Below are 19,814 nucleotides of genomic sequence, written 5' to 3'. Positions count from 1 at the left end.
GGGGCTTTCCGATCTGGTCGCAGCTTACAGCGACTGGCCTTCCAATTGAATGTCCAACCGGTCCACAGCCTCGTTCACGCCTTCCGCATGCGGATGCAACGCCAGCACCTCGCGGTAAACCTCCAGCGCGTCTTCCGGCCGCTCCAATTCCTCCAGCATGATCGCCAGCCCCCGCAGCGCCCCAAAGTGGCGCGGGTTCAGGCGCAACACCTGGCGGATGTCTTCCAGCGCAGGCCCCATCATGCCGGACAGGTAATAGGCCGTCGCGCGCCCGTTGTACCCTTCGGCAAAGGCCGGATCATGATCCACCAGCGCGCTGAAATGCTCCAGTGCGGCCTGCACATCGCCCGCTTCCAGCGCATCCTCGCCCCGACGCAACAACAGATCCATCGCCGGTGACCCGCTGCGGCCCCATGCCGTGTTGATCTGCCCCGCAATCCGGTCCGCATCCTCCGGTGCCGCCTGCGCCAATTCATCGAACAACCGGTCCAGCTCCGCATCCTGCGCCCAGGCAGGTGACGCAAACGTCAAAAGTGCCGCGACGGAAAAATTGATGATGGTGCTGCGCGTGTTCATATGTTGAATGTAGCGTATCACACCGCCGACGCCAGTAGGTGTCGGTCACAATGAGATGAAAAGGACACATCAATGAGCGACGTCATCACCCAAGCCGTAGCCACCCTGAACGACAAGATTGCAGGCGGCTTTGACGGCACCGCGAAATTCAACATTGATGGCGAAGGTTCGATCATCATCGACAGCGACGGCGCGCGCGCAGGCGACGACGAAGCAGACGTGACAATGACCGCCTCGGCTGACACCTTCAAGGCGATCATGGACGGCGAACAGAACCCGACTGCCGCCTTCATGACCGGCAAACTCACCGTTGATGGCGACATGGGTGCGGCCATGCGTCTGGCTGGCTTGCTGGGCTAACCCATGGAAAAGGCACCGTTCTTTGCGGACGTCGCAGACGGCCCCGATGGGGGTGTGGCCCATTGGCTGACCACCGGCGATGGGTTGCGTATCCGCGCAGGTTATTGGCCGCAGGACGGCGCAAAAGGCACGGTGCTCCTGTTCACCGGGCGGACCGAGTTTATTGAAAAATATGGCCGCATCGCACGCGAAATAGCCGCGCGCGGCTATGCGATGGCCGCCGTGGACTGGCGCGGCCAGGGCCTCTCGGACCGAATGGCCGATGATCGCGGGCTGGGCCATGTTGAGGCATTTGGCGACTATCAGCACGATGTGGCCGCCTTTGTGGACTATGCCCGCGCCTCAAACCTGCCAAAGCCCTTTTACCTGATCGCTCACTCGATGGGCGGCGGCATCGGACTGCGCGCGCTGATTGACGGCTTGCCCGTCAAGGCCGCGGCCTTCTCGGCACCGATGTGGGGCATTCAGGCCTCGCTCAGCCTGCGTTCGGTCATGTGGGGCGTCACAACGCTCAGCCGCCGGTTCAACCTCGATGGCAACATCACCCCCGGCCAGACCTCTGACATCACGCTGGGTGAGACACCGTTTGCTGAAAATGAGCTGACCAACGATCCCGAAATGTACGCCTACATGCAGGAACAGGTCCGCAAATACCCCGACCTGGGCTTGGGCGGCCCTTCCTTACGCTGGGTGAACGAGGCGCTGTGGGAAACCCGCCGCCTCGCGGCCCTGCCCGCCCCACCCACACCGGCGATCACCTTTCTGGGCACGGATGAGACCATCGTCGACCCCGACCGGATCAAAACGAAAATGGCGCAATGGTCGAACGGCACATTGACCGTCATACCGGGCGGCAAACACGAAATGATGATGGAAAGCCCGGCGATCAAAGACCCAATCCTTGACGCAATTGCTGCACATTTCAACGCCCATCCCGCGTGACACCGGACGCTGCGTCGGGTGATGGGGCGCGGGCGCTATTGCCACCGGGTGACGGCCGCAACTTTGCAAGCAAAGCCGCTTACCCGCACGCGGTTGGCCGCTCGCGCGTCCCACCGTTCTTCTGGCAAAAAATATCCTCGGGGGAGTTTGAGGGGGCAGACAGCCCCCTCATCCGCGCCGCCAAAGGGCGGCGCAAAACATCGCGCGCGGCGCAGCCGCACCGCTCGACAGCAGCCGATCATGCGCTACCCTGCGGATCATGGCCGATGTCCTGACTTTTACCCCGCGCGGGATCTACTGCCCCGCAGGCGATTTCCATATCGACCCCTGGCGCCCGGTGGACCGCGCGCTCATTACCCACGGCCACGCCGACCATTCCCGCCCCGGCATGGGCACCTACCTCGCCACACATGCCGCAGCCCCCGTGATGCAACACCGGCTCGGCCCTGACGCCCGTATCGAAACGCTGGATTTTGGCGCGACGCGTCAAATTGGCGGTGCCACGGTCAGCTATCACCCCGCCGGCCATGTCCCCGGCTCCGCCCAGATCAAAGTCACCGTCAAAGGGCAAAGCTGGGTGGTCTCGGGCGATTACAAAACCGTCGCCGATGGGCTGTCCGAACCCTTTGAACCGGTCGCCTGCCACGCCTTCATCACCGAATGCACCTTTGGCCTGCCCGTGTTCTCATGGACCCCGAAAGACGTTCTGACCCGGCAAATCAACGACTGGTGGGCCACCAATGCCGCCGCCGGACGGTTTTCGCTGTTGGGGGCCTATGCGCTTGGCAAGGCCCAGCGCCTGCTGACCACCGTCAACGCTGACATCGGCCCGATCCTGACCCATGGTGCCATTGAAAACACCAACGCCATCTTGCGGGCCCAAGGCATCACCCTGCCTGACACGATCCGCGTGACCCCTGATATTAACGTCAAGAAATACCCCGGCGCGCTGGTCCTCGCCACACCGGGTGCCATGGCGCAACCCTGGGCGCGGCAGTTTGGCGTTGCCGCCACCGCCTTTGCCTCAGGCTGGATGGCCCTGCGCGGCGTGCGGCGCAGGCGCGCCATGGATCGTGGCTTTGTCGTCTCGGATCACGCCGACTGGGACGGGCTCAACACCGCAATCCGGGCCACAGGCGCCGAAAAAATCTTTGTCACCCACGGCTATACCGGCCCGTTCCGGCAATGGCTGACCGAACAGGGCTATGACGCCCATGTGGTCAGCACCGAATACACCGGCGACGACGCCGACCCGTCACAGGACCCAACATGAAATTCCTCGCCTTTCTCATCCTCACGCTGTCATGGGCCACGACAGCCTCTGCCCAATTCTGCCCACGCGGGCAGCTCCTCAGTCTGCTTCCATCAATTGACAGCTGGTACATCCCGCAATCAGGCATGTTACCAACGCTCAAGCCGGGCGACTGCCTGACCACGCGCACCATCACGGACCCTGCCGAGATTGAATCGGGTCGCATCGCGGTGTTCTCCGAAGGACCGACCAAAACCATCTTTCTGTTTCGCATTGTCGCCACAGCCGGACAGACGGTCCAGATGCGAAACGGCGCGCTATGGATCAACGGGACACCCGTACCACGCACCGCCCTCTCGCCGTATTTGCATATTGTGCAATTGACCAATGGCACCCCAAGCCGATGCCCAACACCCACTGCCGTCGGTGACACCTGCGAAATCAAGCAATTTCAAGAGGTTTTGGGCAATACCACCTACGCCACGCTCGATCTTGGAAAGTCCCCATACGATGACACAGACATCTTTGTCGTCCCCCCCGACCACGTCTTTGTTCTCGGCGATCACCGCGACAACGCCACTGACAGCCGCATGGCCCGCGACATCGGTGGTCGCGGCTTTGTGTCCATCGACCGGATCATCGGGATTGTTTCGCGGAAATGAAACACTTCGCCGCCCTCTTTGCCCGGATTGACGAGACGACCAAAACCAGCGTCAAGAACGCTGCACTGGCTGACTACTTTCGCAGCGCCCCGGACGACGACAAGCTTTGGACCATCGCCCTCTTCTCGGGCCGCAGGCCCAAGCGCACGATCACCGCAACCAAGCTGCGGGAATGGGCCGCTGCGCGCGCGGGCCTGCCTGATTGGCTGTTCGAGGAGTGCTACAGCGTTGTCGGCGATCTCGCTGAAACCATCGCCCTGATCCTGCCCGGGTCAAACGGCACCAGCGACGAAAGCCTCAGCCATTGGATCGGCCAGATCAAACACCTCACGACCTTGGAAGAGGATGATCGCCGCCGCGGCATCCTCGCGGCATGGGACAGCCTGCCAACCCGCGAAAGGTTCCTGTTCACCAAACTGCTCACCGGCGGCTTCCGCGTCGGCGTCAGCCAGAAACTGATGACCCGCGCACTGGCGCAAGCCACTGGTCAGGACGAACCGGCGCTGACCCATAAACTGATGGGCAACTGGACCCCGGACACCACCACTTGGGCGCAGCTGATCGAAGCGGATGACCCCACCGCCGATCTCTCAAGGCCTTATCCTTTCTATCTGGCCTACGGGCTTGGCACGCTGGATGAACTTGGCCCGCCAAACGACTGGAATGCCGAACGAAAATGGGATGGCATTCGCGGCCAATTCATCCTGCGCAGCGGTGAGCACCACTTGTGGTCCCGCGGCGAAGAGCTGATGACTGACCGCTTTCCGGAACTGGCACAACTGCGTGACTTCCTGCCCGATGGCACGGTGATTGACGGCGAAATCCTCGCCTTTGCCGATGAAACCCCGCTCAGCTTCAGCGCGCTGCAATCCCGCATCGGACGCAAGACCGTGCCAAAGAAACTTCTGGCCGAAGCACCGGTGATCCTGATGGCCTATGACCTGCTCGAAAAGGACGGCGACGACATCCGCACAGAGACATTCACAACGCGCCGCAACCACTTGGAAACGCTTATCAAAGCCACTCCCGAAACCGCTCCTATCCGCCTCTCCGCCTCCGTCCCTTTTGCCGACTGGCCCACTCTGCAAGCCGAACGCGACCGATCCCGCGCGCTGCACGCCGAAGGCCTCATGCTCAAACGCCGCGACAGCCCCTATCTCTCTGGTCGGAAACGCGGCGACTGGTGGAAATGGAAGGTCGATCCCCTGACCATCGACGCGGTGATGATCTATGCCCAAGCCGGATCAGGCCGCCGCGCCAACCTCTTCACCGACTACACCTTCGCGGTCTGGAACGGCAACGAACTCACCCCCTTTACCAAGGCCTATTCCGGCCTCACCGACGCCGAGTTCCGGGAAATCACCGCCTGGGTCCGCAAAAACACCCAAGCGAAATTCGGCCCCGTCCGCCAGGTCACACCGCACCACGTGTTCGAAATCGCGTTTGAGGGTATCCAGGCCTCACCGCGCCACAAATCAGGGGTTGCGCTGCGCTTTCCCCGCATGCTCCGCTGGCGCAAAGATAAACCCCTGGCAGAGGCGAACACGCTTGCCGACCTCAAAAAGATGCTCGCCACCTATGGCTGACCCAAACCACCAACAGCACCTGCCCCCTTCTGCGGGCCAAAAATATCCTAGGGGGTCGCCATTGGACGCGCCATTGGTCCAAGCGTCAATGGCGACGGGGCTGGCCCCCCAATCGGTCGGCGCACAATGTGCGTCGAAATCCGGCATTTCACCCCACCGGTTTGCAGACACACCAATCACGGCGAAACCGAAACCATGACCAAGCCCATTGCCCCCCTACCGCCCGCACCCCAACCCGCGCGCCAGGCACCGCCCGGCGCTTGCGACACCCATGTCCATATGCTTGCAGGCCCCGAAGAACTGCCGCTCTTTGACGGCCGGACAGAGGATCCCGCCCAGCCCTATGCCGCCTACCTCGCGGGCTACAAGGCGCACTTGAACGCCATCGGCATCACCCGCGGCGTCATCGTGCATTCAATCTTCTATGGCCTCGACAACACCGTGACCGCAAACGCCGTCCGCGACATAGGCGCAGGATTCAAAGGCATCGGCCTTTTGCCCAATGACGCGACGGCTGCGCAACTCGACCAATTCGCGCAATGGAACTTTGCCGGTGTGCGCCTCAACTACGTCCACGGCGGTGTGCTCACATGGGATGGAGCCCGCGCAATGGCCCCCGCGCTGGCCGACCGCGGCCTGCATATCCAGATGCTCTGCCACGCTGACCAGCACATGGAAACGCTCGCCGCTGACATCGCTGACTGCCCAGTCCCGGTGGTCTTTGACCACATCGGCTGGCCGACAGACATCTCGGCAGGCCCTGACACGCCGGGTTTTCAGGCGCTCTGCCGTCTGCTGTCGGGCGGCCACACCTACGTCAAGCTCTCCGGCCTCTACCGCCTGACAGACGCGCCCTACACCGAAACAGACCGCTTTGTGCAGGCGCTTGTCGCCGCCAACCCCGAACGTTGCCTCTGGGGCTCTGACTGGCCGCACATCATGCTGAACGGCGCAGAAATGCCCCCTGCGGGCGCGCTCTGGGATGCGTTCTTTCGCGCCGTGCCTGACCCCGACACGCGCGCCCGCATTCTGGTGCAAAACCCCGCGCAACTCTATCGTTTCTGATCCGACGTTCTTTCACTTTGGCGCTGCCGCGCCTATCTATGCGCAACACGCAGACAAGAGGTTCCCCATGCAGCATCCCACACCCGTCTTTGACGCCAACGCATCCGGCGGCAACGCCTTTGGCGATCTGCCCGAATGGGACCTTTCGGACCTCTATGCTGGCGAAGACGCGCCAGAACTTGCGCGCGATATGGAATGGCTGGAAACCGCCTGCGCCGATTTTGCCGACGACTACGAAGGCAAGCTGGCTGAACTGGACGCCGCGGGCTTGCTCAAGGCCGTGCAACGCTATGAGGAAATCGACGTGATCGCGGGCCGCATCATGTCCTTCGCGGGCCTGCGCTATTACCAGAACACCGTGGACAGTGACCGCGCCAAATTCATGGCCGACGCGCAGGACAAGATCACCGCCTACACCACGCCACTGGTGTTTTATGGCCTTGAATTCAACCGCTTGGACGACGCCCACCTCGCAGGCATGATCGCGGAAAACGCAGACCTTGCCCGCTACAAACCCGTCTTTGACCGCATGCGCGCGATGAAACCGCATCAGCTGTCGGACGAGTTGGAAAAGTTCCTGCACGACCAATCCACAGTTGGTGCCGCCGCCTGGAACCGCCTCTTTGACGAGACGATGGCGGGCCTCGAATTTGACGTCGAAGGTGAGGCGCTGAACCTCGAAGCAACGCTCAACCTGCTCACCGATCAGGACCGCGCCAAGCGCGAGGCCGCGACCCACGCCCTTGCTGCCGTGTTTCAAGAGAACATCAAAATCTTCGCCCGCGTTCACAACACGCTGGCCAAGGAAAAGGAAATCGAAGACCGCTGGCGCAAAATGCCCACGCCCCAGACCGGGCGGCATCTTGCCAACCATGTAGAGGCTGAAGTGGTCGAGGCCCTGCGCAATGCCGTCGTCGCCGCTTATCCGCGCCTGTCGCACCGTTATTACAAGCTGAAAGCCAAGTGGCTTGGCCTTGAAACCATGCAGACTTGGGACCGCAACGCGCCCCTGCCGATGGAAGACGACCGCCTTGTCGATTGGGAAGAAGCCAAGAAAACGGTCATGGACGCCTACGGCGACTTTGACCCCAAAATGGCAGAACTGGCAGAGCCGTTCTTTACCAAAGGTTGGATCGACGCGCCCGTCAAACCCGGCAAGGCCCCAGGCGCCTTTGCCCACCCCACCGTCACCACCGTCCACCCTTACGTGATGCTCAACTATCTGGGAAAACCCCGTGATGTCATGACCTTGGCCCATGAATTGGGCCACGGTGTGCATCAGGTGCTGGCCGCCGAACAGGGAGAGCTCCTCTCCTCAACGCCTCTCACCTTGGCCGAAACGGCAAGCGTTTTTGGCGAAATGCTCACCTTCCGCAAACTTCTTGATGGTGCCAAGACCAAGGAAGAACGCAAGGTTCTGCTCGCGGGCAAGGTCGAGGACATGATCAACACCGTTGTCCGCCAGATCGCGTTCTACGACTTTGAATGCAAACTCCACGCCGCCCGGTCCGAGGGCGAGCTGACACCAGATGACATCAACGCGCTTTGGATGTCGGTGCAGGCGGAATCACTGGGCGAAGTGTTCGATTTCCAGGAAGGCTATGAGACCTTCTGGGCCTACATCCCGCACTTCGTTCACTCGCCCTTCTACGTCTACGCCTACGCCTTCGGCGACGGCCTCGTGAACGCGCTCTACGCAGTCTACCAAGAAGGCGACCCCGACTTCCGCGAGAAATACTTCGACATGCTGCGCGCGGGTGGCTCCAAACACCACAAAGGGCTTCTGGCCCCCTTCGGCCTCGACGCCTCTGACCCCGCATTCTGGGACAAGGGCCTGTCCATGATCGAAGGATTCATCGACGAACTTGAGGCGATGGAAGACTGATCAGCTGGCGCGGCCCGCCATAGGGCCGCGCCCCTAGTACATTGAGGATTTGTAGCGCTCTTCCAGATCATCATCGATGGCTTTCATCGTGTCAGCGTCCTGTGGCGCCCCATCGGTTTGGTCCAACATGATCTGCATCAGGGACGGCATAACGGACCTGTCCTGAAACTGGGTCGGGTCCCACAAATGCGATCGTCGGAACGCCTTGGCGCAATGCATGAACACCTCTGTCACCTTGACGACAATCGCCAAACGCGGCGCGCGGTCATGCACCTTCATGCGGTCCAATAGCCCAGGATCAGTCACCAATGACGCCTGCCCGTTCAGGCGCAGGGTGTCGTCGTATCCCGGAATGATGAACAGAACCCCGACGTTCGGGTTGTCGACGATGTTCGCCAGACTATCCAACCGGTTATTGCCCGGCCGATCCGGGATCGCGATGGTCTGATCGTCCAGCACCTGCACAAAGCCCACCGGGTCGCCGCGCGGGCTGACGTCGGCACACCCATCGCGGTCCTGAGTCCCCAGACACAAAAACGGCGACCGCGCGATAAAGTCGCGCGCATGTTTGTCGAGCTTGCTCAGGCTCTTGCGGCTCGCCAGATCATGGGTGGCCGGGTAAAGCGCGCGCAACGCCTTTGCATTGCTGATCTGGTGTTCGGGACGGATGGTAAATCCTGTCATGGTGCCGCCTTTCGGTTCCGGGTGGCACAGCGCCGGGTTGCCAAGCCCCCGAATTACCGCCACTTTCTGGCCAAACCTTAAAGGCAAACGCGCCATGCTCAACCCTATTACCCTTGCGCCGTTGGATGACGCGCACCACAACGCATTGCGCGCGGTCACCGTCAAACCGTTCCAAGTCGTCTTCTCCGGCCAACCGGCCGAGGCTTTGGACACCCCCGAAGACACCGCGGACATCCATGTCATCCTGCACAAGGGCGACGTCATCGGCATGTTCAAAGTCGACCGCGCCTACCATATCGCCCACACCTTTGCCCCCGCCGACAGCATCGGCATCCGTGCGATGATCATTGATCAGGACCGCCAGGGCGCTGGGTTCGGGGCTGCGGCCTGCCGTCTGATGCCTCACTATCTGCCACCGCTTTATCCTTTGAAAACAGCGGCCTACCTGACTGTGAACACCCGTAACGCGGGCGCCTACAAATCCTACCTCAAAGGCGGCTGGACCGACACGGGCACCCAGCACATGCTGGGCCTCGCCGGACCACAGCACATCCTGCGCCTGCCCTTGGTGTAAATCAGCCGGGGCGGGAAAACCTCCATAGGCCGCCGCACCCCCTTGCCGCATACTGTCCCCATTTCAGCAGCAAGGAGTTTCCCATGTCCGTCACACTCGACATCCAACAACCCGCACCCTTTGACCTTGTGGGCCCGACCATCCTGATCGCCGGCAACGCCACTGCGTTCGAAGGCTCGCTTTCTGTCTCTGTTACCGAAGGCCACGATGAATACAGCGCCATCGCATCTGTCGGGTCACTTGGCCTGCGCCAGTTCCAGGCCAGTATCGACATTCCCGACACCAACCTGTTTCAGCTGGATCGCGTGTTCCTGACGTTGGCCGATGACGGTGCAACAGCCGACGGCCCGCGCGTGATGATCCCGCTGCTTTACGGCCCGCGAATCATGCCCGGCTATCGCGGTTGGCAGCCCTACACGGTGCAGTCAGGCGACACGCTCACCAGCATCGCCAGTGCGCAATACGGCAGCGCAGATTTTCAACCCATCTTTCGCGCCAACGCCCATATCCTGACCAGTCCCGACCTGATCTTTCCCGGTCAGGTGCTGCGCATCCCGCGCGACGACATCTAAAGCGCGCGGCGACGCGACGACATCTAGTCCAGCGTCGTCCACGGCCAAGGCTTCACCTCGCTCGCACCGGTCTGATAGCGCGCAGCCTTGGCCATCCAGACGCCCAGCGTCGTGCCCATCTCGGCCAACTGCTCATTCGGTTTGCGCTGGTTGACCAGCATCACGACGAACTGCGCAATCGTCATCAGACCCAGCAATGAGCTGGCAAAGCTCAGCATGATCCACACAATCACCATGTTGATCAGCCGCATCCAAAGCGGCTCCAGGTCGTCTTTGTTGACCTCTTGGCCCTCGTTCTCCATCATCATTGCCCCCCTGCGGCAAAGACCATATCCATCATCTCTTGTGTGCCACGAGAGAACTCAAGCGGGCAAGGGTATGCCGCCTCGCCCCGTGCTGCGGCGCAGAAGTTTTCGACCTGCAGGACGTAGTGGTTCACCCCCGGCCAACGCTCGGTGGTTGTGACCATGCCATCGTTTTCCAGCACCAGCTCTGCGGCGCCAAAAACATTGGCGTTAAACGGACACGTCAGCGTCAGCAGCCCTTTGTCGCCGTGAAAGGCAATATATTGCCGCGCAAACATCCGCATCGACACCATCGCGGCATAGCTGAACCCGGGGAATTTTGCCGCCACACGGGCTATCACGTCCACCCCGTTTTCCGTCGTCAGATCAGCGTGCTGGATCGCTTCCGGCTCTTGCCCGGTGACAAAGCGCGCGCCGCCAAAGGTATAGACCCCGATGTCGCGCAAGCCGCCGCCACCTTTGGCAGGGTCCTGCCGGATGTTGGTCGTGTCAGCCGCATTGTTGAACGAAAATGCTGCATCCACGTGCCGCAACCGGCCAATGGCCCCGCCCTGTACCAGATCGCGCGCGCGCTGGAATTGCGGATGATGCACGATCATGAACGCCTCAGCCGCCAGCTTGCCTGCGGCATCGCGCGCAGCAATCAGCGCGTCAAACTGATCGGCCTTCAGGGTGATCGGCTTTTCGCACAAGACATGCTTGCCCGCCTCCAACGCCTTGATCGTCCAGTCCACATGCATGTGGTTCGGCAGCGGCACGTAGACCGCATCAATCTCCGGGTCGGCCAACAGGGCGTCATAATCGGTCAACACCCGCAACCCGGGTGCAAATGCGGCAAATGGCGCCGCCTTGGCCGCATCCGATGTGGCAATCGCCGTCAGCTCTGCCCCGCGCGCTGCATGGATCGCAGGCCCCATATGTTCCCGCGCGAACTTGGCCGCGCCCAAGATACCCCACCGCATCGCCGTTCCTCCTGATGACTGATAGCGCAATCATTTCCGATCCACGCGCAAAGGTCACCCCTTCTTCTGGCAAAAAATATCCCCGCCGGAGGCTCCGACGGGGATCATCATTGCAGCACTCTGGTCAGGCTTACGCCGGTTCCAGCATGCCCTTGGCTTTCGCCAGTTCCTTCATGCGCTTTTGCAGCTTTTCAAAGGCGCGCACTTCGATCTGGCGGATGCGTTCACGGCTGACGTCATATTGGCTGGACAGGTCTTCCAGCGTGATCGTCTCTTCGGCCAGACGGCGCTGCACCAGAATGTCCTTCTCACGGTCATTCAGCACATCCATCGCCTCGGCCAGAAGCGCGCGCCGCGCGTCCATCTCATCCTTGGCTTCATAGTCACCGGCCTGATCGGCGTCTTCGTCTTCCAGCCAATCCTGCCATTGCATCGTGCCTTCGCCTTCGGACCCGACAGTCGCATTCAGGCTGGCATCACCGCCCGACAGACGCCGGTTCATGCTGATGACTTCCTTTTCGGTCACGCCAAGGTCTTTTGCGATCCGTTCTACGTTTTCCGGGCGCAAATCGCCGTCTTCCAGCGCGCCAATCCGCGACTTTGCCTTGCGCAGGTTGAAGAACAGCTTTTTCTGCGCGGACGTCGTGCCCAGCTTAACCATCGACCAGGACCGCAGCACGTATTCCTGAATGCTGGCACGGATCCACCACATGGCGTAGGTCGCCAGGCGAAAGCCCTTCTCGGGGTCGAATTTCTTGACCGCCTGCATCAGGCCCACGTTTGCCTCGGATATGACCTCGGCCTGGGGCAGCCCATAGCCGCGATAGCCCATGGCGATTTTTGCGGCGAGCCGCAGATGAGATGTGACCATTTTGTGGGCCGCTTCGGTGTCTTCGTTTTCGACCCAGCGCTTGGCCAGCATGTATTCTTCTTCCGGTTCCAGCATGGGGAACTTGCGGATTTCCTGCATATACCGGTTCAACCCGCCTTCCGGGGTCGGTGCTGGTAGATTTGCATAATTGGCCATTTCTTTATCCCTCTCGTCGCCCGATGTTTACAGGCTTAACATGGATATGGGTTGTCAGTCTTGCGGGTTCAAGTCCATGTCGCCGCATTTCGTTAACAATAAATGAATGCACCGGGCTGAAATGGAAAGTCGCGTTTGCGTGCGCTCACGCACATGCGATGGCTTGTTTCAGCCATCTTTGTGCATTTTCGTGACTAGACCTGCCATATCCGCGGGCAATTCGGCTGCGAATTCAAGGTTTTGCCCCGTGACAGGGTGCACAAACCCCAAGGTCGCCGCATGCAACGCTTGCCGGGCAAAGCTTGCCGCTGCGGTAACTCCGCCCACGCCTATTGCCTTTTCGCTCAATTTTCTGCGCCCGCCATAAACCGGATCACCGATCAGCGCGTGGCCCATATGCGCCATATGCACACGGATCTGATGCGTGCGCCCGGTCTCCAGCCAGCATTCCACCAGCGCCCCCGCCGGAGGCGACCCGAGAGGGTCAACGACGCGCACCCGCGTCACCGCATGACGGCCCTGTTCAAAAGACACTGCCTGCCGCTGCCGGTCCGTGCGGTGGCGGCCCAGAAAGGTCTGCACCTTGACGATATTACCCGGCTCGAACGACACGCCCTTGATCCCGCGCAGCCGGGGGTCGGCAGTGTCAGGCATCCCGTAACACACCGCCAGATAACGCCGCGCGACGCTGTGGTCGGCGAACTGCTGCGCAAGGCCCTGATGGGCGGCATCCGACTTGGCCGCGACAAGCAGCCCGGTGGTATCCTTGTCGATCCGGTGCACGATGCCGGGGCGCTTGACCCCGCCCACACCCGACAAATCATCACCGCAATGGTGCATCAGCGCATTGACCAGCGTGCCACCCGGCGTGCCGGGCGCCGGATGCACCACCATGCCTGCGGGTTTGTTGACCACGATCAGATCGGCGTCTTCAAACACCACCTCCAGCGGGATGGGTTCAGGGGCGATGTGATCAGGGGCCGCTGCCGGGGCCAGCGTAATCACCACCTGCGCGCCCGGCCCCACCTTGCGCTTGGCGTCCGTGACTACCGCGCCGTCGATCTGCACCGCACCCTCTGCAATCAACCGCACCAGACGCGAGCGGCTCAGCTCGGCCTCTGGCGGCACATCGCGGGCCAGCGCCTTGTCCAGCCGGGGTGCAGGGCTTGCGCCAATTTCAAAGGTGATCCGGGTCATCATCGCGTCCTAGCGGCAATCGCCGCCCCTGTCACGGCTGCAATACAGCCGCCGTCCATTCCGACAAAAACCGCTGCCGCATCAGCGGGTCCACAAAGACCAAAAGACCCAGATCAAGCCGGATGGGCCGCAAATGCGGACTGGCCGCAAGGGCCGCCTCATTGATGCGCGGCAGACCTGTTTCCGCCTCGATCAGGTGCTGGCCATCCTCCGACAACAGGAAATCAAGGAACGCGGCCCCCCCTTCGGGTGCCTGTGCAGTGCGTGGGATCAACGCTGTGCGCAACAACACATGGGTGAAATCCTCAGCCTCGATCACCACGCCCGCACCATCCTGGCCCAGCCTTGCGGCGGCATAGCTGCCCACCACGTTATAGGCCAACGTCAGCTCGCCCGAGCGGACCCCGTCAATCATCGCACCACTCGACCCAAACAGCGCCGGATCAAGCCCGCCCATCACCTCGGCCAGCCGCCAGATCGTATCCGACTGGCGCGCATCCTGCGTGGCAAACAGATAGCCCGCCCCCGACAGATTGGGATCATAGGTGCCAATCCGCCCGCGAAACCGCTCTGGATATTCGCGCATCAGCCGGATCAGATCATCGCGCGTGCGCGGCAACGGCATATCGGCAAAAGCGGCGCGGTTCGCAATCAACACCACCGGTTCCTGCGCAAAGGCAAACAGCTGATCCGACCAGCGCGCCCAATCCGGCAGCCGCTCTGTGGCATCTGACGCATGGCTGCGGCCAAAGCCGTCATTGGCCAGCTTCATCTGCAAATCCATGGCCGAGGACACCACCAGATCAAACGCCGCGCCCTCGTCATAGATCGCGGCATAAACCTCTTGGCTGTTGGCCACCGTGTAGTTGATCGTCACGTCCGGGTTCTGCGCCTGAAAGGCCTCGATCAGCGGGGCAAAGGCCTCTGTGTCGGTGGTCGACAGGATATCCAACGTCGCCCCATCGGCGCGGCCCGCAAAGACGGTGACTTCCTCGACCTCAAACGCCGCCCCTGCCGCCGCCCAGACCATCGCCGCTAGGCCTGTGACAATACCCATGTCGCGCATACACCGCCCCCTTTCCGCTCTACCAGTTCCAAATGACCACCCTGCGCGCGCGCCACGTCTTGCACGATGGTCAACCCAAGGCCCGACCCCACAACATCCGCCACGTTCTGCCCGCGTTTGAACCGTCCCGTCAGCTGGGCCGGGTCCATGCCCTGCAAGCCCCTGCCCCGATCCTTGACCGTGATCACTGCACCCTCGGTCAGGATAACCTCGACCGCGCCGCCGGGGTCAGAATACTTGATCGCATTGTCGATCAGGTTGCGCAGCGCGCTTTCCAGCAGCAGCGCATCAAAGGACAGCGGCACCGGCTGATCGGGCAGGCTGACCGTAACCGTGATGTCACGCATATCCGCCACAGCCTCGTGCCCCTGCGCCACACGCCGCACCAAATCGGCAAGGTCCACCGCATCGCCGCTTTGCTGGTCGCTGCGATAAACAACGGTCGCATGATCCAGCAATTGCCCGGCAGAGCGGGCGCTGTCATCCACTGCCCGGATGACCCCGCGCAGGCTGTGGCGCATCTCGTCATCATCGGTCTGGCGCAGCGCCAGTTCCGTCTGCGCCCGCAGGCTCGCCAGCGGCGTGCGCACATGGTGCGCGGCTTCGGTGATCAGCGTCTCGGTCCGGCTGAGTGATCCGCGCAACCGGCTGATAAATCCATTCAGCGCGCCCATCAGCGGCGCGAGCTCTGTCGGGACATCGCGACTGACCGGGCGCAGATCATGCGGCCCGCGCCGTCCGACGGCCTCGGCCAGATTGTTCAGCGGTTGCAGCACTGATCGCGCCGTGATCACCGACAAGACCGCCGCCAGCGCGAAAAAGCCCAGCGCCAGCCCCGCCGCGCGGTAAGCCATCTGCGCGTTGATCGCCTGCCGCGCCACAAGCGTCTGCGCCACGATCACCTGCACAGGTACAGACTGGCCATCCACCAGCACCGACCGACCCACCGCGGCAATGCGCACATCCGCGTCCAGATAAGGGCGACTATAAAACGCCAGTTCCAGCCCGCTGACCGGATCATTGGGCAACGGCAGGTCGTCGTATCCGGTCACGGTCTCATCACCCACAAGGATACGGTAAAACATCCGGTCCTGCCCCGAGGCGCCCAGCATCGCAAAAGCAGCATAGGGAATATCAACGCTGATCCCGTCCTGCCCGCCGCGCAATTCTTCGGCAATCGCCAAGGTGGCGGCCCCCAACAGATTATCATGCGCCTTTTCCACAGCGGCATCCGCCACCGTGCGCACCAACACAAACATCAGCGCGGCCAGCATCGCGGCCACGGCCAAAAGCTGCAACACCAGCCTGCGACGAATCGAATCGCTGGGGCGCAACAGCCGGATCATCCCTGCGTCAGCCTGTAGCCAACGCCGCGCACTGTCTCGATCCGCGCTTTCGATCCTTCCAGTTTGCGGCGCAGCCGGCCCACGTAAACCTCGATCGCATTGTCGGTCACCGCCTCTGCGGCGTTCAACAATCGGTCGCACAATTGCGCCTTGGAAAAGATGCGTTCGGGCGCAGCCACAAGGATTTCAAACAGCCGCAATTCGCGGTTGCGCAACTCGCGCGCTTCGCCCGCAATCGTGACCGTTGCGGCCAGCGGGTCAAAGGCCAGATCGGCAAATGTCTGCTGGGTTTGTGCCACGCCCGCGCGCCTGCGCAAAACAGCACGAACGCGGGCCTCTAACTCTGCGAAATCAAAGGGCTTTGTGACATAGTCGTCCGCGCCCGTATCCAGCATTTCGACCCGGTCAGACACCGCAGACCGGGCGGTCATCACGATCACCGGCGTGTCGCGCCCGCGCCTGCGTTCAGCCGCCAGAAAGTCGCGGCCGTCGCCGTCGGGCAGCATGATATCCAGCAGGATCAAATCGTATTGCGCGGCCGCCAGATGGTCCTCTGCATCGGCCAATGTGGCGGCCCAATCCACCGCATGGCCATCCAGCGCCAGCCGCGCCTGCACAGAGGCCCCCAGATCAGGATGATCCTCGACCAGCAAAAACCGCACCGTTTCTCCCCCCGGCAAAAATCCTGTCCGATGACAGGTTCCTGTCAGGTTGCGGCGAAAGGGTAGGCGCAGCAAGAGGGCAAAACGCTCTTTGCCAACGACGTTCTGGGAGGAACAACATCATGAAAAAGACGACACTGGGCGCATTCGCCCTGACAGCCGTACTGTCCTTTGGCGGCACCACCGCTTCTGCGGCAGAGTGCATTGCACCGGCCAACCCCGGCGGTGGCTGGGACTTCACCTGCCGCCAGATCGGCAAGATCCTGTTTGACATTGGTGCTGTGGACAAGCCCGTGCAGGTCACCAACATGCCCGGCGCGGGCGGTGGTCTGGCCTATAATACTGTTGTGGCCGAACGCAGCGATGACGCTGACCTGATCGTCGCCGCCTCTTCCGCGACAACCACCCGTCTGGCGCAGAACGCCTATGCTGGCATGACCGCCGATCAGGTCCGCTTTGTCGGTGCCATTGGTGCCGATCCGGGCGTGATCGCCGTGGCCGCTGACAGCGAATACCAGTCGCTGAATGATCTGGTCGACGCAATTTTGGCCGATCCCGGCTCTGTCGCCTTTGCTGGTGGCTCTGCTGTGGGGGGCTTTGACCACCTCAAGCCGCTGATGGTCCTGAAAGAGGCTGGCTTCACCGACATCACATCCGTGAAATACATCGGTGTGGACGGTGGCGCTGACGCGATCACCCAGACCGTGGGTGGCTTTACTCAGGCGATGACCGGCGATATGTCCGAAGTGGTGTCTTTCCTCGCCAACGGCGACATCCGCGTGATTGCTGTCCTGACAGACGAACGCGTCCCGGGGTTCGAAGACATCCCCACCGCCAAGGAACAGGGCTATGACGTTGTGGCCGTGAACTGGCGTGGCCTTTACGTGCCCAAGGGCATCTCGGATGACCGCTTCAACGAATGGGCCGAAAAGCTGCAAATGGTCGCTGACTCGGACGAATGGGCGCAAGCCATGGCTGACAACGGTCTGGCCCCCTTCACCAAAGTGGGCGGCGACTTCCAGTCATACGTTGATGGTCTTGTGGCCGACATCAACGCCATGTCCAAAGAACTGGGAGTGCTCCAGTAATGGCTGCCGACCGGATATTTGGTCTGGTCGCTCTGATCACGGCGGTCGCGTATCTCGCGGCCGCCACTCAGATCCAGACAAACATGTTCTCGGGCGAATTTCTGCCCAAACTCTTTCCCTACATGATTGGAACCGTTGCTGCGATCTGCTCGCTTTTCATGCTGTTCAAGCCTGACCCCGATCCCGCCTGGCCCCCCATCGGATCCTGGATCAACATGGGCATTGCCGTGCTGGTGCTGGCGATCTACGCGGTCATGCTGACACCCCTGGGCTTCATTCTGCCCACGATCTTTGCCGCTGGCATCATCAGCTACCAAATCTCGCCGCGTGTCATTCCCGCCGCCCTTTCCGGGCTTGGCCTGTCGCTGGGCCTGTTTGTCCTGTTCAAATACGGGCTGGAGCTTGGCAACATCGTCGCCTACCGCATCCCCACCGCTGAGAAGCTCTGGGACGCGATCACCATTCTCATTCCATTTGTTGGGGGGCACTGACGTGGACATCCTTTCCAACCTCGCACTGGGCTTTGGCGTGGCCCTGTCACCCTACACCCTGTTTCTGGCCGTTTGTGGCTGCTTTCTGGGCACAATCATCGGCGCGCTGCCGGGGCTTGGGCCCTCGAACGGCGTGGCAATCCTGATCCCGATCACCTTTACTCTTGGGCTTGATGCGACCTCTGCACTGGTGCTGATGACCTCCGTCTATTACGGCGCGATGTACGGCGGGCGGATCAGCTCGATCCTGCTGAACATCCCCGGCGACGAACCCGCACTGATGACCACGCTGGATGGCTACCCAATGGCGAAACAAGGCCGCGCAGGTGACGCACTCGTGCTGTCGGGGGTTGCCTCTTTCGTGGGCGCGTTTCTGGCAACCGTGGGCTTGATGGTCCTGGCCCCGTCACTGGCGCGCGTGGCGTTCTACTTTGGCCCCGCAGAATACTTTGCCCTTTATCTGCTGGCGTTCTGCACCCTTGGCGGCATGGCCTCTAACAATCAAGCCAAAGCAGCGCTTGCCGCCTGTATCGGCCTTGGCATCGCGACCATCGGGGTCGATTCATCCTCTGGCCTGCCGCGCCTGACAGGGGGCAATCTGCACCTCTTTGACGGGGTCGACTTCCTTGTGGCGATTGTCGGACTCTTTGCGGTGGCAGAGGTGTTCTTTTTTATCGAAAGCCACGGCAAAGGGTCGTCCATCGGCGTGAAACTCGACAAGGTGCGCATCCCGGTGCGTGACATCCTGTCCACGAAATGGACCATGCTGCGCGCCTCTGTCGTGGGGTTCATCGCAGGCATCCTGCCCGGTGCCGGGGCCTCTTTGGGGTCGTTCATGGCCTATATGTCGGAAAAATCCATCGCTGGTGAAAAGGGCGGGTTTGGCACAGGCGTGCCCAAAGGCGTCGCCGCACCAGAGGCGGGCAACAACGCCGCTGCCGGTGGTGCGCTGGTGCCAATGCTGACACTGGGCGTGCCGGGGTCCGGCACAACCGCCGTCTTGCTCGCACTTCTGATGACGCTCAACATCACGCCGGGGCCGACGCTGTTTTCGGACCGGCCAGAGGTGGTTTGGGGCCTGATCGCCTCACTTCTCATCGCCAACGTGGTGCTGCTCTTGATGAACGTGCCGATGGTCAAAATCTTCGTGAAGGTGCTGATGGTGCCCGCATGGATCCTGTTGCCGGGTGTCACGATGATTTCCTTCGTGGGGATCTACTCGCTCTCGGGCAGCTACTTTGATCTGCTGATGATGGTCGGCTTTGGTGTGCTGGGCTATTTCCTGCGCAAGCTGGATATCCCGACCGTGCCGGTGATCCTTGGCATCCTGCTGGGCGGCAACATGGAAAACGCCCTGCGCCGTGCGATGACCCTGTCTGATGGCGATGTGACCTATCTTTTCTCGTCACCCATCGCCATCGGCCTCTGGGTCGCCGCCATCGCGGGTTTTGTCGCCCCGATGTTCCTGCGCGGCATTCTGAAAAAGCCGCAAGCGATCACCGACTAACCCAA

21 protein-coding genes are annotated in these 19,814 nt (G+C 61.6%); 12 read left to right on the top strand and 9 right to left on the bottom strand.

Going from position 1 to position 19,814, the window contains the following annotated elements:
* Positions 1 to 24: 24 nt before the first annotated feature.
* Positions 25 to 576, bottom strand: a complete 552-nt coding sequence (locus tag AB3Y40_RS04490; protein ID WP_369437604.1) for a tetratricopeptide repeat protein — start codon at positions 574 to 576, stop codon at positions 25 to 27.
* Between the two features lie 72 nt (positions 577 to 648).
* Between AB3Y40_RS04490 and AB3Y40_RS04485 the strand changes: the two genes are divergently transcribed.
* From AB3Y40_RS04485 to AB3Y40_RS04455, 7 genes are all read left to right on the top strand, one after another.
* Positions 649 to 936: an SCP2 sterol-binding domain-containing protein gene (locus tag AB3Y40_RS04485; RefSeq protein WP_369437603.1), complete on the top strand. Its 288-nt coding sequence runs from the start codon at positions 649 to 651 to the stop codon at positions 934 to 936.
* Between the two features lie 3 nt (positions 937 to 939).
* A complete protein-coding gene (locus tag AB3Y40_RS04480; protein WP_369437602.1) occupies positions 940 to 1,878 on the top strand; it encodes an alpha/beta hydrolase in 939 nt (312 codons plus the stop codon).
* A gap of 259 nt (positions 1,879 to 2,137) precedes the next feature.
* Entirely contained in the window at positions 2,138 to 3,151 is a 1,014-nt protein-coding gene (locus AB3Y40_RS04475; RefSeq protein WP_369437601.1) for a ligase-associated DNA damage response exonuclease, read from the top strand.
* Entirely contained in the window at positions 3,148 to 3,792 is a 645-nt protein-coding gene (gene lepB, locus AB3Y40_RS04470) for a signal peptidase I (protein WP_369437600.1), read from the top strand. Before AB3Y40_RS04475 ends, lepB begins: the two co-directional genes overlap by 4 nt.
* Positions 3,789 to 5,378: an ATP-dependent DNA ligase gene (locus tag AB3Y40_RS04465; protein WP_369437599.1), complete on the top strand. Its 1,590-nt coding sequence runs from the start codon at positions 3,789 to 3,791 to the stop codon at positions 5,376 to 5,378. The genes lepB and AB3Y40_RS04465 overlap by 4 nt, the downstream gene beginning before the upstream one ends.
* Positions 5,379 to 5,573: 195 nt before the next feature.
* Positions 5,574 to 6,443: an amidohydrolase family protein gene (locus tag AB3Y40_RS04460; protein ID WP_369437598.1), complete on the top strand. Its 870-nt coding sequence runs from the start codon at positions 5,574 to 5,576 to the stop codon at positions 6,441 to 6,443.
* 67 nt (positions 6,444 to 6,510) lie between these two features.
* Positions 6,511 to 8,328: a M3 family oligoendopeptidase gene (locus AB3Y40_RS04455; RefSeq protein ID WP_369437597.1), complete on the top strand. Its 1,818-nt coding sequence runs from the start codon at positions 6,511 to 6,513 to the stop codon at positions 8,326 to 8,328.
* Positions 8,329 to 8,361: 33 nt separating this feature from the next.
* Here the strand turns inward: AB3Y40_RS04455 and AB3Y40_RS04450 are convergent, their stop codons facing one another.
* Positions 8,362 to 9,012, bottom strand: a complete 651-nt coding sequence (locus tag AB3Y40_RS04450; protein ID WP_369437596.1) for a pyridoxamine 5'-phosphate oxidase family protein — start codon at positions 9,010 to 9,012, stop codon at positions 8,362 to 8,364.
* A 94-nt stretch (positions 9,013 to 9,106) separates the two neighbouring features.
* Here AB3Y40_RS04450 and AB3Y40_RS04445 point away from each other — a divergent pair, with 94 nt between their 5' ends.
* The gene (locus AB3Y40_RS04445; RefSeq protein ID WP_369437595.1) at positions 9,107 to 9,586 is read left to right on the top strand and encodes a GNAT family N-acetyltransferase; all 480 of its coding nucleotides are present in this window, start codon (positions 9,107 to 9,109) and stop codon (positions 9,584 to 9,586) included.
* Between the two features lie 83 nt (positions 9,587 to 9,669).
* A complete protein-coding gene (locus AB3Y40_RS04440; protein ID WP_369437594.1) occupies positions 9,670 to 10,158 on the top strand; it encodes a LysM peptidoglycan-binding domain-containing protein in 489 nt (162 codons plus the stop codon).
* Positions 10,159 to 10,181: 23 nt separating this feature from the next.
* Here the strand turns inward: AB3Y40_RS04440 and AB3Y40_RS04435 are convergent, their stop codons facing one another.
* From AB3Y40_RS04435 to AB3Y40_RS04405, 7 genes are all read right to left on the bottom strand, one after another.
* Positions 10,182 to 10,463 carry a DUF4389 domain-containing protein gene (locus AB3Y40_RS04435; protein WP_369437593.1) on the bottom strand — a complete coding sequence of 94 codons (282 nt, stop codon included), beginning with the start codon at positions 10,461 to 10,463 and terminating at the stop codon, positions 10,182 to 10,184.
* Complete coding sequence (locus AB3Y40_RS04430; protein ID WP_369437592.1) at positions 10,463 to 11,425, bottom strand: Gfo/Idh/MocA family protein; 963 nt, start codon at positions 11,423 to 11,425, stop codon at positions 10,463 to 10,465. Before AB3Y40_RS04430 ends, AB3Y40_RS04435 begins: the two co-directional genes overlap by 1 nt.
* 130 nt (positions 11,426 to 11,555) lie before the next feature.
* Positions 11,556 to 12,452, bottom strand: a complete 897-nt coding sequence (rpoH, locus tag AB3Y40_RS04425; protein ID WP_369437591.1) for an RNA polymerase sigma factor RpoH — start codon at positions 12,450 to 12,452, stop codon at positions 11,556 to 11,558.
* Positions 12,453 to 12,620: 168 nt separating this feature from the next.
* Positions 12,621 to 13,652 carry an RluA family pseudouridine synthase gene (locus AB3Y40_RS04420; RefSeq protein ID WP_369437590.1) on the bottom strand — a complete coding sequence of 344 codons (1,032 nt, stop codon included), beginning with the start codon at positions 13,650 to 13,652 and terminating at the stop codon, positions 12,621 to 12,623.
* A gap of 28 nt (positions 13,653 to 13,680) precedes the next feature.
* Positions 13,681 to 14,706, bottom strand: coding sequence for an ABC transporter substrate-binding protein (locus AB3Y40_RS04415; protein ID WP_369437589.1), 1,026 nt, complete (start codon positions 14,704 to 14,706; stop codon positions 13,681 to 13,683).
* Positions 14,685 to 16,061, bottom strand: coding sequence for a sensor histidine kinase (locus AB3Y40_RS04410; RefSeq protein WP_369437588.1), 1,377 nt, complete (start codon positions 16,059 to 16,061; stop codon positions 14,685 to 14,687). The genes AB3Y40_RS04415 and AB3Y40_RS04410 overlap by 22 nt, the downstream gene beginning before the upstream one ends.
* Entirely contained in the window at positions 16,058 to 16,723 is a 666-nt protein-coding gene (locus AB3Y40_RS04405) for a response regulator transcription factor (RefSeq protein ID WP_369437587.1), read from the bottom strand. Before AB3Y40_RS04405 ends, AB3Y40_RS04410 begins: the two co-directional genes overlap by 4 nt.
* 122 nt (positions 16,724 to 16,845) lie before the next feature.
* On the opposite strand from AB3Y40_RS04405, the gene AB3Y40_RS04400 reads away from it, so the two are divergent.
* The 3 genes from AB3Y40_RS04400 to AB3Y40_RS04390 are packed head-to-tail and all read left to right on the top strand — an operon-like array spanning position 16,846 to position 19,809.
* Positions 16,846 to 17,811: a Bug family tripartite tricarboxylate transporter substrate binding protein gene (locus AB3Y40_RS04400; protein ID WP_369437586.1), complete on the top strand. Its 966-nt coding sequence runs from the start codon at positions 16,846 to 16,848 to the stop codon at positions 17,809 to 17,811.
* A complete protein-coding gene (locus AB3Y40_RS04395) occupies positions 17,811 to 18,302 on the top strand; it encodes a tripartite tricarboxylate transporter TctB family protein (protein WP_369437585.1) in 492 nt (163 codons plus the stop codon). The genes AB3Y40_RS04400 and AB3Y40_RS04395 overlap by 1 nt, the downstream gene beginning before the upstream one ends.
* 1 nt (position 18,303) lies before the next feature.
* Complete coding sequence (locus tag AB3Y40_RS04390) at positions 18,304 to 19,809, top strand: tripartite tricarboxylate transporter permease (RefSeq protein WP_369437584.1); 1,506 nt, start codon at positions 18,304 to 18,306, stop codon at positions 19,807 to 19,809.
* The last annotated feature ends 5 nt before the right edge of the window (positions 19,810 to 19,814 follow it).

This window comes from Yoonia sp. R2331 (assembly GCF_041103235.1).
In the GTDB taxonomy this organism is placed as follows: domain Bacteria; phylum Pseudomonadota; class Alphaproteobacteria; order Rhodobacterales; family Rhodobacteraceae; genus CANMYO01.
The sequence above is the reverse complement of the archived record's forward strand: the minus strand, read 5'-3'. Positions and strand labels throughout refer to the sequence as shown.